The following is a 12,955-nucleotide window of genomic DNA, read 5'->3' on the forward strand; positions in this document are numbered from 1 at the left end:
AAGGCGTACTTCGAGCTGGCGCAAACGCCCAAAGTCTGGCGAGAGCTGGATGAGTGGCTGCGCCATCGGCTGAGGGCCATCCAGCTCAGGCACTGGAGGAGGCCCCGAAAGATCTACTCTGAACTCAGGGCGCTGGGGGTCAACGAGGATACGGCCAGACAGGTGGCAGGCAACTGCCACCGATGGTGGCGAAATAGCGCCAAGCTGCTCAACAGCGCGTTGACCATTGCGTACTTTGATGGGCTGGGGATGCCAAGGCTGTCCTGACCTCAAGCTTTCGAACCGCCCGGTGCGGACCCGCACGCCGGGTGGTGTGGCAGGGGTGCCTCCGAACATGGAGGCCCCCTATGCCGATTTCAAGGCATTTGAATGCCTGAAGTTCAGCGCGGCCGCGCGAAACCGGACGCAATCCAGGCCTGGGCGCTGTCGACGTTGAGCTTGAAGGTTGGTGGCGCGGGCACACGGGCCAGTTCTTCGTCGAACCCATCCACTGCGCTCAGGGTGGCGGTGGCACCTTCCTCGTCGGGCACGATGGCCAGTGCGACCCGAACACGCTGTCCGTCGACCGTCACGGTGACATTCTTGTTGAGCTGCGCATGCAGTTGCTGCTCTGAGCGGCGGATGACTTCCTTGGCGGTTTTCACCAGCGTATTGAAGGCCGCGGTGTCCAGCGGCTTGGGGTTCTTCTTGTCGCGGCCCATGGTCCAGGGGCCCACCAGGGCGGGCTCGGTGGCGCCATCGAGGTGCATGGCAACGGCCCAGCCGTCGTCGTCCTCGTTCTTGATCACGCGGGCCGTCCAGTGCCCGTCGCTCCAGAGGCGGTCTTGTTGAATGGGTTCGTTGGGTTCAAAGGTCATGGGTCTGCGAGGGGGCGTTGAACGAAATTGCACAAGCAGTCGATACTGTACGGACTGTCACCAACGCAGCGGAGGCCGGCCTTGAATTTGAGATCCGATCCTGATGCACTTGCTCGAGGGCCCATGTTGGCTGCGATGGCCAAACACATGCCTGGCGCGCTGTTGCAATATGTGCTGGCGCCTGGTGGTGAGCACCGCATCGGCTGGATGAGCCAGGGCTGCCAGGAGCTGTGGGAGGTGACGCCGCAGGCGGTGGAGCACGACGCCGAGGTGTTGTGGGCCATGGTGGACGAGCAAGACGTGCCGGCCATGCGGGCGTCGGTGCTGGACTCCGCGCGCACGCTGGAGGACTGGGTGCACGAATGGCGCATCACCACGGCTTCAGGCCAGCGCAAGTGGTTGCACGGTGTGGGAAGGCCGCAGCGCCTGGCTGACGGCACGGTGGTCTGGAGCACGGTCATTGTGGACATGACCCACAGCAAGCGCTCCAGTGATGCCATGCGCGACAGCGAGGCACGGTTCCGGCAACTGCTGGAGTACGTGCCCAATGTGTCGGTGCAAGGCTATGGGCTGGACCTGACCACCCGCTACTGGAATCAGGCCTCGGAACGCCTGTATGGCTACTCGGCCAGCGAGGCGATTGGCCGGAGCTTGCTGGACCTGATCATTCCGCCCGAGATGCACACAGGGGTGGTCGGCGCGGTGACCGAGATGATCGAAAGCGGCCTGCCCATTCCCGCTGCCGACCTGACCTTGCGCCGCAAGGACGGCACGTCGGTGGACGTGTATTCCAGCCACGTTTACCTGAACATTCCCGGTCGCGAGCCCGAGTTCTACTGCATCGACTTCGACTTGACCGAACGGCGGGACTCCGAGGCGATCCGGGCACAGTTGCAGTCCCAGCTGCGCGAGTCGCAAAAGATGGAGGCCCTGGGCACGCTGGCGGGCGGTGTGGCACACGATTTCAACAACATCGTGGCCGCAATCATCGGCAATGTGGAACTGGCGCTGGACGATGTGCCCGCCGACAGCCCGGCGCGCACCAGCCTCACGGAGATTCGCAAGGCGAGCCGGCGCGCACGCGATCTGGTGCAGCAGATCCTGGCGTTCAGCCGGCGCCAGTTGCTGGAGCGGCAGGTGATCGAGCTGGCGCCGGTGGTCGAAGAATCGTTGCGTTTGTTGCGCGCCACCTTGCCTGCGGGGGTCGATCTGAGCTTGCACATCGGCGACGGTGTTCCCTGCGTGTTGGCCGATGCGACCCAGATCGAACAGGTGTTGCTCAACCTCTGCACCAACGCATGGCAGGCGGTGCGCGGTGCTGCGCAAGGGCGTGTTGCGATCCGGCTGGAAGCTCACCAGGGCAGTCCTGGCGCGGCGGACGCAACGCTGACCGATTGGGCCAGGCTGACCGTGTGCGACAACGGACAAGGCATGAGTGACGAGACGCGCGCGCGTATGTTCGAGCCGTTCTTCACCACCAAGCCGCCTGGCAAGGGCACCGGGCTGGGCCTGGCGGTGGTGCACGGCATCTTGCGCGATCACGACGCTGTGCTGCAGGTGCAGAGCGCGCCGGGCGAAGGATCGACCTTCTCGGTCTATCTGCCCGCGGTGGAGGGCGCAGCGTCGCCTGCGGTGGCACCCATGGCGCAGCAGGTTCGCCCACCGAGAGCTGCGGCACCCGGGAGGGCTCACATCCTGTACGTGGACGACGATGAAATGATCGCGTTCCTGATGGAGCGCCTGCTCCAGCGCGAGGGTTACAGGGTCACGGTGTTCACGCATGCGGCGCAGGCACTGGCTGCGGTTCGAGACCAAGCCGAGCCTTTCGACCTCGTGATCACCGACTACAACATGCCCGGCATGTCGGGACTGGATTTCGCGCGCGCTGTGCGGGAACTGCGTCCCGACTCGCCCGTGGCCATCACCTCGGGCTACATCTCCGAAGAACTGCGCGCCCAAGCGCCTGCAGCGGGTGTCAGTGAGTTGATCTACAAGCCCAACACGGTGGAAGAATTGTTTGCGGCGGTGGACCGGCTGGCGCGTGCCGTGCTCGGGCCGCCACGACCCAACTGACGGTCAGGGCACCAGCCACTCGATCGTGTCGGGCGTCAGGCGCGCACGCCGATGGCCCTCGCGGGCCAGTTCCAGCCAGTCGAGCTGTTCGATGCGCGCGGTCACCACGGCCAGGTGGTGAGTGCCAGCGGTGTCGGCAGTGGGTGGATGCAGGGGTGAGCCCGGCGGGTGCGGGCTCAGGTAGTCGCTCGCTGCAGCCGACTGGCTGACGCGTGACCACGCCGCGTCCACCAGGGCTCCGGCGGTGTGCACCCGCGTGCCGACCCGAACGCGCAGTTGCCAGCTCAGGCGTTGGCTCCAGAAAACAAGAGCGGCGGATGGGGCCACCTGGAGTTCGGCCACCTTCGGGCTGCGGCTGTCGGTGAAGAACGTGAGTTGCAACGCTCTGGCATCTGCGCCGCGCAGCACCACGGTTCGCGCCTGCGGCAGGCCATCCAGCCCGGTGGTGGCCAGCACTGGCGTGCGCCATTCGTGGTGGCGGTCCACCGTGGCGCGCTGCAGTTCGGTCCAGATGCGGTGGTGGATGTCGGCGGCGGTGCTCGCTGGCTCCGGGCGCATGTCAATGCTCGGCAGGCGGTGAAGCCGACGCGGCGGCGGCCTTCTCGCGCGCCTGGCGCTCTTCACGTTCACGGATCACTTTTTTCACGTCATACAACTGCCAGACACCAAAGCCCAAGATGACCAGAAAGACGCCGAGTTCGAGCCAGATTCCCATGCCGTGTGCCTCGCGAAGGTGGAACGTTGTGGAGCCGGTGCATCGTGCCTGAAGGCCCATGCCGGTGCAATACAGTGCGGTATGTCCGATGAATACCAGATCGAAATCCCCGCCTCCTTCATGGCCTTGTATGTGCTGCCCGGCCGCCAGAAGCTGAGCTTGCCGCGCGACGAGCTGGCCGCGCGCTACGAGCTGTGTGAAGACATGGCCCAGCTCTTGACCGAGACCGCGCGCAACATGGAGTTCAGCCTGGGCATAGCCGAGAGCGATGTGCTCACGCGCTGCCTGCAAGGCTTGCGCGTGGAGCCTGCGGTGGTGAACGAGCCCGAGTCGGTGTGGGTGGTGCGCCGCCTGGCCGAGTTGCTGGGCTGGAGCGACGCCGGTCTTCAGCCTTAGATCGTTGGTTTCGGCGCCCCGGTGCGCAGCCACAGCAGCGCTGCCAGCACGCTCAGACCCAACCCACCCGAAATCCACAGCGCCCCCGAGCCCCAGCGCTCGATGCACAGGCCGAACAGCAGTGGTGCAAAGGCCTGCGCCACGCGCGAGGGCGCCATCATGATGCCCTGCCGCTGGCCATAGCCCACCGGGCCAAAGTACACCAGCGGCAGCGTGCCTTTGGCGATGGTGAGGATGCCGTTGCCCGCGCCGTGCAGCAGGGCAAATGCGGACCCGGCCACCGGCCCGAAGAGCATCCAGCAGGCCACGCCCACCGGGTGGGCCAGGGCCGCGGCGCGCGCCGACAGCAAGGGGTGCAGCCGGCGCAGAAAGCCGAACTCCAGCATGCGCCCGGCCACTTGCGCCGGGCCCACCAGTGCGCCGATGGCCACCGCGCCGGCCAGCGTGGCGCCGCTGGCCACCAGCAGCTGCGGCAAATGCGTGGCCATGGCGGTGCTGATGAACCAGGTGGCGGCGAACACGTAGGACAAGATCCAGGCTGTGTGTCTGGGCGGTGGTGTGTGGGGCAGGGCAGCGGGTGCGTCTGCTTCAACGGCCCGGGATGGCTCAGGCAGTGCCGCCGCGCGCGGAATGCTGGCGTTCAGCGGCAGCCCCACCAGCAGGTGCAGGCCGGCCCACGCCAGGCAGGCGCCGCGCCAACCAAATTCGGCCTCCAGCAGGGCCGTGAGCGGCCAGCCCACCGTGCTGGCAAAGCCTGCGATGAGCGTGATGCCGGTGATGGCCGCGCGCGCCTGTGTGCCCTGCAGCCGCACCAGGGCGGCAAACGCCGCTTCGTACAGCCCGCTGCCCATGGCCATGCCGATCAGCAGCCAGGCCAGCATGAGGCTGGTGCTGCCTTGCACCTGCGACAAACAGGCCAGGCCGAGGGCGAACAGCACGTTGGTGCCCATGAGCACCGGGCGGCCGCCCCAGCGGTCGATGGCGCGGCCGGCGAACGGGCCGAGTGCGGCCGAGGCCAGCAAGGCCACCGTGAAGGCGATCCAGATCTGCGAGATCGGCAGGCCCAGGCCGTCGGCCATGGGCCGGGCGAGCAGGGCGGGCAGGTAGTAGGTGGAGCCCCAGGCCAGGGTCTGCGCGGTGCCCAGGCGCAGCACCAACGGCCAGGTGCGGGGGGCGGTCATGCGCGCACGGAGTGGAATGACCGGACTGCCGGGTGTCAGGCGATGTCGAAGGCGTGGAAGCCGAAGTGCCCTTTACGGCGGTCGGCGAAGTAGTGTTCCAGCGTTTCCTTGACGGTGCGAAACGCGATCTCGTCCCAGGGAATCTGGTCTTCGGTGAACAGCCGCGCTTCGATGGTTTCGTGCCCGGGATCGAACACGTCGCTGAGCAAGCGCGCACGGTAGTAGATGTGCACCTGGCCCACGCGCGAGACGTTCATCAGCGTGAAGATCTCACCCATTTCAAACTGCGCGCCCGCTTCCTCGCTGGTCTCGCGGGCCGCGCCTTCGGCCGTGGTTTCGTTGAGCTCCATGAAGCCGGCCGGCAGCGTCCATTTGCCGAAGCGGGGTTCGATGTTGCGTTTGCAGAGCAACACGTACTGACCGCTGTCGCCCCAGACCGGCACCGTGCCCACCACGTTGAGCGGGTTGTCGTAGTGCACCAGGTGGCAGGCCGGGCAGACCGCGCGGGGTTTGGTGTCGCCGTCGTCGGGCAGGCGGATGTCGACGGCGGTGCCGCAGTTGCGGCAGTGTTTGGCGGGGGGGCGAAGCATGCAAACAGTTTAGCGGGCCGTTATGAAGGCGAAAAAAAGCCGGGCTGCAAGGCCCGGCTTTCTGGAGAGGATTGGCCTCAGGCTTTTTTGCCGTGTTTGACGATCAAGGCTTTGGCCGTGTCCAGCAGTTCCTTGCCGTTGAAGCCGCGCTTGTCCATGTCCTGCACCCACTCGATTTCCACCAGGCGCGCCTTGCGGCGGAACTCCTGCGCTTCGGCCGCCGGGATGGTGTAAATCGTGTTGCCCTGTTTCACCGCCGACTCGCGTCCGGCCACATCGCCGGCTTGCTGCGTCTTGCCCAGCCAGCCCGAGGTTTCCATGCCGGAGTGTTTGTCGATCACGGCCTTGAGGTCGGGCGGCAGGCTGGCGTATTTGGCCTTGTTCATGGCCATCACGAAGGTCGTGGTGTAGAGCGCGCCGCCGGCGGGGTCGAACTCGCTGTGGAACTTGGTGAGTTCCTGCACCTTGACCGAGGGCACGACCTCCCAGGGAATCACGCAGCCGTCGATGACACCCTTGGACAGCGCATCGGGGATCTGCGGCAGCGGCATGCCCACGGGCGTGGCGCCCAGGTAGCCGAGCATCTTGGTGATCTGGCGGGTGGGGCCACGCACCTTGGAGCCGCGCAGGTCTTCGGCGGTCTTGATCTGTTTGCTGCGCATGTGGAACATGCCGGGGCCGTGCACCTGCAGGGCGATGGGCTGCACGTCCTTGAACTCGTCCTTGGCCACCGTCTGCACGTATTCCCAGTAGGCCTTGGAGGTGGCTTCGGCGTTGTTCATCATGAACGGCAGCTCGAACACCTCGATGCGCGGAAAGCGGCCCGGCGTGTTGCCCGGCAGGGTCCAGACGATGTCGACCACGCCGTCGCGCGCCTGGTCGAACAGCTGCACCGGCGAGCCACCCAGCTGCATGGCCGGGTAAGCCTCGAACTTGATACGACCGCCCGAATCCTTCTCCACGCGGTCCATCCACGCCTTGTGCATGTTCAGCCACACGTTGGACTGTGGCGCCATGAACGTGTGGAACTTGAGCGTGACGCTCTGCTGGGCCAGGCCCACCAGGGCGGGGGCACCCAAAGCAACGGCGGCGCCGGTCTGGAGCAAGGTTCTGCGCTGGATCATGAAAAGGTCTCCTGAGGTCGATGAAAAAGTGGATCGAGGATAGGGGGAGGCGGCGCGGGCGATCAGAGGTCAAACCCGCAAGGGCGCATTGGGGGTACTGCGTAGAACCCGATGGGTGCTTCAGCCGATGGACACGCTGATGGGGGTGAGACCGTCCACGCCGCCGACCAGCGTGTCGCCGCGCACGACCGCGTTCACACCTTCGGGCGTGCCGGTGTAAATGAGGTCGCCGGGTTGCAGTTCCCAGGCGGCCGAGAGGTGTTCGATGGTTTCCGCCACGTTCCAGATCAGCTTGTTGACGTTGCTGCGCTGGCGGTCGCTGCCATTGACCTGCAGCCAGATGGGCGCGTTGTTCACATCACCCGCGTTGGCCGCGAGCGTGATCGGCCCGATGGGCGCGGAGTGGTCGTAGGCCTTGCCGATGCACCAGGGTCGGCCCTGTTTTTTCATTTCACCCTGCAGGTCGCGGCGCGTCATGTCCAGGCCCACGGCGTAGCCGTAAATGTGTTTTGCGGCGTCGGCCGCCTGGATGTTTTTGCCACCGGTGCCGATGGCCACCACCAGTTCGATCTCGTGGTGGAGGTTGCTGGTGAGGCTGGGGTAGGGCGTGCTGGCGGTCTGGCCAGGCTCGGCCACCACGATGGTGTCTGCCGGCTTCAGGAAAAAGAACGGTGGCTCGCGGCCGGTGAAGCCCATCTCTTTGGCGTGCTCTTCGTAGTTGCGGCCCACGCAGTAGATGCGGTGCACCGGAAAGCGCTCGGGGATGCCGACCACGGGCACGGAGACGGTGGCGGGTGGCGTGAAGGCGTGGTGCTCTGGCATGGTGTGCTGAAGTGGGTGGTCGGGGGTGGGAGTCGCCGGGGCCGTCAGTGTGCCATCAGTGTTGCTGCGCGGGCAGGCGCACCACCAGGCCATCCAGCTCGGCGGTGAGGCGCACCTGGCAGCTCAGGCGGCTTTGCTGCACCACCGGGCTGGCAGCGAAATCGAGCATGTCGAGCTCATCGGGCACGGGCGGGGGCAACAGGCGGGACCACGGCGCGTCGATCATCACGTGGCAGGTGGCGCAGGTGAGGCTGCCGCCGCAGTCGGCCTCGATGCCTTTCACGTTGGCGTCGACCGCGGCCTTCATGAGGCTGTCGCCGGGGCGGGCCTGGATGTCTTGTTGCGTCTGGTCGGGGTGGATGAAGCGGATGGAAATCATGGGTGTGTTTCAAGTGCGGGCGAAGTACTCGCGGCGTTCAAAGTCGGTCTTGTCCTCGGCCTGTGCGTGGCGCTCGATCTCGCTGCGTTTCACGCGGCAGAAATGGCGCACCACGTCGCGTCCGAAGCCTGCGCACAAGGCCGCATCGGATTCCAGCGCCAGCAGACCTTCGGGCAGCGAGGTCGGTATTTTCTCGCTGCCGTCGGCGTAGGGCGTTTCGCTCGCGGGCGGTGGCTGCAGCCGCTGGTGCAGGCCATCGAGCCCGGCATGGATCTGCGCGGCGATGTAGAGGTAGGGGTTGGCTGCAGGTTCACCGATGCGGTTCTCGATGCGCGTGGCTTTGTCGCCCGCGCCACCCACCACACGCAGCATGGCGCCCCGGTTGTCGCGTCCCCAGAGCACGGCCTGCGGCGCGAGCGCGTTGGGGCGAAAGCGTGCGAAGCCGCTGATGGTGGGGGTGCACAGCGGCGTCATGCCGCGCGCGTGCGCCAGCAAGCCGGCTAGCCAGTGGCTGGCCACGTCCGACAGGGTGTGCCGCGCATCGAGTGCTGTGGTCTCGGGCGCAGGGGCGTCGCGCACACACGCGTTGCGCCCGGTCTTCAGGTCCACCAGCGACTGGTGCAGGTGCCAGCCGCTGGACATGATGTGCGGAAACGGCGGGCGGCACATGAAGGTGGCGTGAAAGCCCGCGCGGCGCAGCGCCTGGCGCACGCCATTGCGAAACAGCACCATCTGGTCGGCTGCGGTGAGTGCGTCGGTGGCGTCGAACACGGCTTCCACCTGGCTTGGGCCGAGTTCGATCTCCAGCGACTGCAGTGGCAAGCCCAGCGCCTGCGCGGTGCGCTGCACGATGCGCAGCGGCTCGTCAGCCATGTCGACCATGGCCTCGGCCTGGAGGTTGTAGCCGGGGTGGATCATCTCCACCGTGGGCGGCAGGCCGGGCCAGCCGGCGAGTTCGGGGTTGAGTTGGGGCTGGGTGTCGGTGATGCGGTAGATGTGGAACTCGACCTCCAGCCCGGTCTTGAGGCCATAGCCCGCCTCACCCAGGCGGGCCAGCGCGTTCTGCAGCACACGCCGCGTGTCCAGCGGCACGGGCTTGCCGTCGGCAAACCAGGGCTGGCAGCGCAGCCAGCCGGTGCGGGGCGCCCAGGGCAGTTCGGTGAAGCTCTCGGGGTCGGGCAGCAGCATGAGGTTGGCCGCGCCGGCAAAGCCGGGCAGGTCGTCGGCGCCGCCGGGCTCGAACACCTTCCACGCGGTGCGGTCGGCCGTGTCCTTGAGCATCAGCGTGCCCACCATGCCCACGCCTCCCTGCAGCGCGTGCATGGCCGCCGTGGCGGTGAGGGTCTTGCCGCGCAGCATGCCGTGGGTGTCGCACCAGGCCATGCGCACGAGTTCAACACCACTGGCCTCGATGCGTTTGATCAGGCGCACGCAAGCTGCCTCGCGGGCGGCGGTGTGGATGCCGCAGCGTTCGGCGAACGTCATCCAGTGACTCCCGTTCGCCCTGAGCTTGTCGAAGGGTTCACCAGCACCTGTGGAGGAGCTTCGACAGGCTCAGCCCGAACGGAAGGTTGAGCGCTCCAAGGGGCAGCCTCGCGCCGGGTGCGCACCGCGTGTTGCCACCAAGCTTGCCAACCCTGCGCTGGCGCGATGCCGTCCACAGTGTCGGGGCCGCTGATCTGCTCAAACAGGGTGGGGTCGGCAATGCCCGGGGCCGTGCCGCCTTGTTCCACCGTGTCGATGGCTTGCTGCAGCATGCGGCGGTTGGCCATGATCACCTTGTCGGTGGTGCCCAGGTGTTCACGCGTGCGGTCCTGAATGGCGCCCATGCTCTCGCAGGCCCATTGGTCGTGCACGTTGATGTCGTCCTCGCCCATGCCCAGGTAGGTGCGGGTCTGTTGTTCTTGCGGGTTGAAGCCCCAGTGGTTGTGGCGCCCGGTTTTCGGTTTGTAGTCCGGCAGGGTCACGGCGGCCAGGCGGGGCGCGCGCATGGCTTCCTTGTCCACCGGGCCGGTGAAGCTGGTGAAAAAGGCGAACCAGTAATTGTGGGTGTCGTCCACTGGCACGTGCATCTGCGTGATCGTCATGGTCTCGGAGAGCGGGATCACGAAGGTCTGCGGGAACACCGCGTGGGTCACGCGCACATGCGTGAGCTCGGCCGTCATGGGGCGCAGCGCGGTGAGCTGCAGGCCGTGGGCCTGGGCTTCAAACGAGATCAAGGGCTGGCCGAATTCGCGCATCACCCGCGTCATGGGCCAGCGCTCGCCGCCCACGTCACCCGCACTCGCGCCGCGAAACTGTTTGCCGTAGCTGTCGTCCAGCGACGCGTCGTTGAAGAAGCGGTGCAAGTACGACGCGTGCGCCGGGTCGATGCCCACCTCGAACGCCTGCAGCCAGTTGCAGTCCCACAAGCCCTTGAACGCAAAGGTGTGCGAGGCCGGGGCGTTGAAACAGTCCAGCGCGGGGAAGGGCGGTGGCGTCTGGTCTTCGGGGCCGAACCAGCCGAACAGCACGCCGCTCTTGTTCACCAACGGGTAGCTTCGCTGCCGGATGCGGGTGCACAGTGTGCTGCCAGCGGGCTCGCCCGGGGTCTCGATGCATTGGCCGGTGGTGTCGAACTTCCAGCCGTGGAAGGGGCAGCGCAGGCCGTCGCCCTCGTTGCGGCCAAAGGCGAGGTCGGCGCCGCGGTGCGGGCAGTCGCGGTCGAGCAGGCCGTAGGCGCCTTGCGCATCGCGGAACAGCACGAAGTCCTGCCCGAGCACACGCACGGCCTTGACCGGGCGCACGGCCATGGCCGGGTCCAGCGCGGGATCGAATTCGTCCAGCAGGGCCACCGGTTGCCAGTAGCGGCGCAAGAGTTCACCCCCGGGGGTGCGGGGCCCGACCTGGGTCAGGCGCTGGTTGAGTTCGGCTTTCATGGGGGCTCCGGTGGGCGTGATTCAAACGGTATCCCGTTTATATTTTTCAGTGTACAGTTTGCGCCATGAGCCTGCAAGACACCGTTTTGATGCAACTGCGCGACCTGATCCTGAGCGGCCAGTTCGAGCCCGGGCACCGCCTGGCCGAGCAGCAGCTCGCCGAGCGGCTGGGCGCTTCGCGCACGCCGGTGCGCGCCGCGCTGGTGACGCTGGAGCAGGAGGGTCTGGTGGAAGCCAACGAGACCGGCAAGTACCTCGTGCGCCAGTTCACCGCGCAGGAAGTGACCGACGCGATCGCCGTGCGCGGCCACCTGGAAGGCATGGCCGCGCGGCTGGTGGCCGAGCACGGCGTGTCGCGCCAGTTGCAGGGGCAGTTGCAGGCCTGTCTGGACGAGGGCGACCGGCTGCTGACTGAGAGCCCACTCACCATCGAGAGCTACGCGGCCTACGCGGTGATGAACGACCGCTTTCATGCCCTGCTGCTGGAGGCCTGCGGCAACCGCGCCTTGCAACGCGCCGTCGCCCTCAACGACAAGCTGCCGTTCGCCCCGGCCTCGGCCATGCTGCCCATGCAGGGCACGGTGGCACTGGACCGCGACTGGATGCTCTACGCGCACCGCCAGCACCACATGCTGTTTGGTGCCCTGCAGCGAGGCGAAGGCGCGCGGGCGCAGGCGCTGGCGGTGGAGCACACCGAGGTGGCGCAGATGAACATGCGCCTGGCGCTGGAGCGGCGTGCGGAGTCCGAGCGGGTGATGCCGGTGATGCGCCTGGTCGTTGGCTGACACAGCGCCGGTGTATCGTGCCGGCCATGAACCACACCAACGGCCAGGGCACGCTGCTGTGCTTTGAAAACGAAGAAGGCATTGCGCGCACCGCGGCCCAGGCCGGCGGGTACGCGCTGGCGGTGATCGAATGCCACCGCTTCCCCGACGGCGAGTCTCGGCTGCGCCTGCCCGCCACACTGCCCGATCGCGTGGTGCTTTGGCGCGGCCTGCAGCAGCCGAATGAAAAGTTGCTCGAAGTGCTGCTCGCCGCGCAAACCGCCCGCCGGCTGGGTGCGAAACACCTCACGTTGGTGGCGCCGTACATGGCTTACATGCGGCAAGACATCGAGTTCAACCCGGGCGAGGCCATCAGCCAGCGCATCGTGGGTGGTTTTCTCGCGGGCCTGTTCGACGCCATCATCACGGTGGACCCGCACCTGCACCGCGTGGCCACGCTGTTTGAAGCCATGCCGGTGAAAGACGCGATCGCGCTCAGCGGCGCGCCGCTGCTGGCCGACCACATCGCCACCCAGCGCCAGCACCCGCTGCTGATGGGCCCCGACGAAGAAGCGCTGCAGTGGGTGGCGCTGGCTGCGCAGCGTCATGGCTGGGACCACGCGGTGTGCCGCAAGACGCGCCACGGCGACCGGGACGTGGACATCGAACTGCCCGAGCTGCCGGTGGCGGGCCGCGCCGTGGTGCTCATGGACGATGTGGCGAGCTCGGGCCACACGCTGGCGCGCGCGGCGGTGAAGCTGCGCGCGGCGGGTGCGGTTTCGGTGGACGTGGCGGTGACGCACGCGCTGTTTGCCCCGGGTGCGGTGCAGCTGGTGCGCAGCTCGGGGGTGGGTGAGATCTGGAGCACCGACTGCATTTCGCATCCGTCAAATGCCGTCAGCATCGTCCCTGAGGTGGTGAGGTCATTGCAAGGGCTGGGTGTGGCGATCGGGTGAGCCGCGCAAAATCCGGGTTTTCCCTAGCGTCCCCTCGGGCGCTTTCCTTCCCGCACCCGGAACCTCTCACATGGCATCACTGTTCGAACCCATCACCGCCGGCAGCATTGCGCTGGCCAACCGCATCGTCATGGCACCGCTCACGCGCAACCGCGCGCCCAACGCCGTGCCCACGCCGCT

At 66.9% G+C, this 12,955-nt stretch carries 15 protein-coding genes and 1 pseudogene; 6 read left to right on the top strand and 10 right to left on the bottom strand.

Features of this window, described 5'->3' with window-relative positions:
- Nucleotides 1-267: group II intron maturase-specific domain-containing protein (locus tag ACN4F8_RS19620; RefSeq protein ID WP_419475112.1), on the top strand; the 267-nt coding region annotated here is incomplete at its 5' end.
- A 113-nt stretch (nucleotides 268-380) separates the two neighbouring features.
- On the opposite strand, the gene ACN4F8_RS19625 is transcribed toward ACN4F8_RS19620, so the two are convergent.
- Complete coding sequence (locus tag ACN4F8_RS19625) at nucleotides 381-857, bottom strand: hypothetical protein (RefSeq protein WP_419475113.1); 477 nt, start codon at nucleotides 855-857, stop codon at nucleotides 381-383.
- 123 nt (nucleotides 858-980) lie between these two features.
- On the opposite strand from ACN4F8_RS19625, the gene ACN4F8_RS19630 reads away from it, so the two are divergent.
- A complete protein-coding gene (locus ACN4F8_RS19630) occupies nucleotides 981-2,930 on the top strand; it encodes a response regulator (RefSeq protein ID WP_419475114.1) in 1,950 nt (649 codons plus the stop codon).
- Between the two features lie 3 nt (nucleotides 2,931-2,933).
- On the opposite strand, the gene ACN4F8_RS19635 is transcribed toward ACN4F8_RS19630, so the two are convergent.
- Complete coding sequence (locus tag ACN4F8_RS19635; RefSeq protein WP_419475115.1) at nucleotides 2,934-3,488, bottom strand: pyridoxamine 5'-phosphate oxidase family protein; 555 nt, start codon at nucleotides 3,486-3,488, stop codon at nucleotides 2,934-2,936.
- Between the two features lies 1 nt (nucleotide 3,489).
- On the bottom strand, nucleotides 3,490-3,645 hold the full coding sequence (locus ACN4F8_RS19640; RefSeq protein WP_419475116.1) for a hypothetical protein: 156 nt from the start codon (nucleotides 3,643-3,645) through the stop codon (nucleotides 3,490-3,492).
- An 81-nt stretch (nucleotides 3,646-3,726) separates the two neighbouring features.
- Between ACN4F8_RS19640 and ACN4F8_RS19645 the strand changes: the two genes are divergently transcribed.
- Complete coding sequence (locus ACN4F8_RS19645) at nucleotides 3,727-4,041, top strand: ATPase with chaperone activity (protein ID WP_419475117.1); 315 nt, start codon at nucleotides 3,727-3,729, stop codon at nucleotides 4,039-4,041.
- On the opposite strand, the gene ACN4F8_RS19650 is transcribed toward ACN4F8_RS19645, so the two are convergent.
- The 7 genes from ACN4F8_RS19650 to ACN4F8_RS19680 all read right to left on the bottom strand — a co-directional run bounded on the left by ACN4F8_RS19650 (nucleotide 4,038) and on the right by ACN4F8_RS19680 (nucleotide 11,055).
- Nucleotides 4,038-5,222 (bottom strand): MFS transporter, encoded by a 1,185-nt coding sequence (locus ACN4F8_RS19650; protein ID WP_419475118.1) that lies wholly within the window; start codon nucleotides 5,220-5,222, stop codon nucleotides 4,038-4,040. The genes ACN4F8_RS19645 and ACN4F8_RS19650 overlap by 4 nt on opposite strands.
- Before the next feature lie 35 nt (nucleotides 5,223-5,257).
- A complete protein-coding gene (locus ACN4F8_RS19655) occupies nucleotides 5,258-5,812 on the bottom strand; it encodes an NUDIX hydrolase (protein ID WP_419475119.1) in 555 nt (184 codons plus the stop codon).
- Nucleotides 5,813-5,889: 77 nt separating this feature from the next.
- Nucleotides 5,890-6,936: a TRAP transporter substrate-binding protein gene (locus ACN4F8_RS19660; protein ID WP_419475120.1), complete on the bottom strand. Its 1,047-nt coding sequence runs from the start codon at nucleotides 6,934-6,936 to the stop codon at nucleotides 5,890-5,892.
- Nucleotides 6,937-7,056: 120 nt separating this feature from the next.
- On the bottom strand, nucleotides 7,057-7,758 hold the full coding sequence (locus ACN4F8_RS19665) for a fumarylacetoacetate hydrolase family protein (RefSeq protein ID WP_419475121.1): 702 nt from the start codon (nucleotides 7,756-7,758) through the stop codon (nucleotides 7,057-7,059).
- A 55-nt stretch (nucleotides 7,759-7,813) separates the two neighbouring features.
- Nucleotides 7,814-8,137, bottom strand: a complete 324-nt coding sequence (locus ACN4F8_RS19670) for a 2Fe-2S iron-sulfur cluster-binding protein (protein WP_419475122.1) — start codon at nucleotides 8,135-8,137, stop codon at nucleotides 7,814-7,816.
- A 9-nt stretch (nucleotides 8,138-8,146) separates the two neighbouring features.
- Nucleotides 8,147-9,622 (bottom strand): glutamine synthetase family protein, encoded by a 1,476-nt coding sequence (locus ACN4F8_RS19675; RefSeq protein WP_419475123.1) that lies wholly within the window; start codon nucleotides 9,620-9,622, stop codon nucleotides 8,147-8,149.
- The gene (locus ACN4F8_RS19680) at nucleotides 9,619-11,055 is read right to left on the bottom strand and encodes a Rieske 2Fe-2S domain-containing protein (protein ID WP_419475124.1); all 1,437 of its coding nucleotides are present in this window, start codon (nucleotides 11,053-11,055) and stop codon (nucleotides 9,619-9,621) included. Before ACN4F8_RS19680 ends, ACN4F8_RS19675 begins: the two co-directional genes overlap by 4 nt.
- A gap of 65 nt (nucleotides 11,056-11,120) precedes the next feature.
- Between ACN4F8_RS19680 and ACN4F8_RS19685 the strand changes: the two genes are divergently transcribed.
- The 3 genes and pseudogenes from ACN4F8_RS19685 to ACN4F8_RS19695 all read left to right on the top strand — a co-directional run.
- Nucleotides 11,121-11,840 carry a GntR family transcriptional regulator gene (locus tag ACN4F8_RS19685; RefSeq protein ID WP_419475125.1) on the top strand — a complete coding sequence of 240 codons (720 nt, stop codon included), beginning with the start codon at nucleotides 11,121-11,123 and terminating at the stop codon, nucleotides 11,838-11,840.
- Nucleotides 11,841-11,866: 26 nt separating this feature from the next.
- Complete coding sequence (locus ACN4F8_RS19690; protein WP_419475126.1) at nucleotides 11,867-12,775, top strand: ribose-phosphate diphosphokinase; 909 nt, start codon at nucleotides 11,867-11,869, stop codon at nucleotides 12,773-12,775.
- 70 nt (nucleotides 12,776-12,845) lie between these two features.
- Nucleotides 12,846-12,955 (top strand): annotated as a pseudogene (locus ACN4F8_RS19695) (alkene reductase); the annotation flags it as partial.

Source organism: Hydrogenophaga sp., assembly GCF_048549895.1.
GTDB lineage: Bacteria > Pseudomonadota > Gammaproteobacteria > Burkholderiales > Burkholderiaceae_C > Hydrogenophaga.

Bases quoted from the DNA above. Each gene is read 5' to 3' on its own strand.
- ACN4F8_RS19625 (WP_419475113.1), bottom strand. From the start codon at position 857: ATGACCTTTGAACCCAACGAACCCATTCAACAAGACCGCCTCTGGAGC.
- ACN4F8_RS19630 (WP_419475114.1), top strand. From the start codon at position 981: ATGTTGGCTGCGATGGCCAAACACATGCCTGGCGCGCTGTTGCAATAT.
- ACN4F8_RS19635 (WP_419475115.1), bottom strand. From the start codon at position 3,488: ATGCGCCCGGAGCCAGCGAGCACCGCCGCCGACATCCACCACCGCATC.
- ACN4F8_RS19640 (WP_419475116.1), bottom strand. From the start codon at position 3,645: ATGGGAATCTGGCTCGAACTCGGCGTCTTTCTGGTCATCTTGGGCTTT.
- ACN4F8_RS19645 (WP_419475117.1), top strand. From the start codon at position 3,727: ATGTCCGATGAATACCAGATCGAAATCCCCGCCTCCTTCATGGCCTTG.
- ACN4F8_RS19650 (WP_419475118.1), bottom strand. From the start codon at position 5,222: ATGACCGCCCCCCGCACCTGGCCGTTGGTGCTGCGCCTGGGCACCGCG.
- ACN4F8_RS19655 (WP_419475119.1), bottom strand. From the start codon at position 5,812: ATGCTTCGCCCCCCCGCCAAACACTGCCGCAACTGCGGCACCGCCGTC.
- ACN4F8_RS19660 (WP_419475120.1), bottom strand. From the start codon at position 6,936: ATGATCCAGCGCAGAACCTTGCTCCAGACCGGCGCCGCCGTTGCTTTG.
- ACN4F8_RS19665 (WP_419475121.1), bottom strand. From the start codon at position 7,758: ATGCCAGAGCACCACGCCTTCACGCCACCCGCCACCGTCTCCGTGCCC.
- ACN4F8_RS19670 (WP_419475122.1), bottom strand. From the start codon at position 8,137: ATGATTTCCATCCGCTTCATCCACCCCGACCAGACGCAACAAGACATC.
- ACN4F8_RS19675 (WP_419475123.1), bottom strand. From the start codon at position 9,622: ATGACGTTCGCCGAACGCTGCGGCATCCACACCGCCGCCCGCGAGGCA.
- ACN4F8_RS19680 (WP_419475124.1), bottom strand. From the start codon at position 11,055: ATGAAAGCCGAACTCAACCAGCGCCTGACCCAGGTCGGGCCCCGCACC.
- ACN4F8_RS19685 (WP_419475125.1), top strand. From the start codon at position 11,121: ATGAGCCTGCAAGACACCGTTTTGATGCAACTGCGCGACCTGATCCTG.
- ACN4F8_RS19690 (WP_419475126.1), top strand. From the start codon at position 11,867: ATGAACCACACCAACGGCCAGGGCACGCTGCTGTGCTTTGAAAACGAA.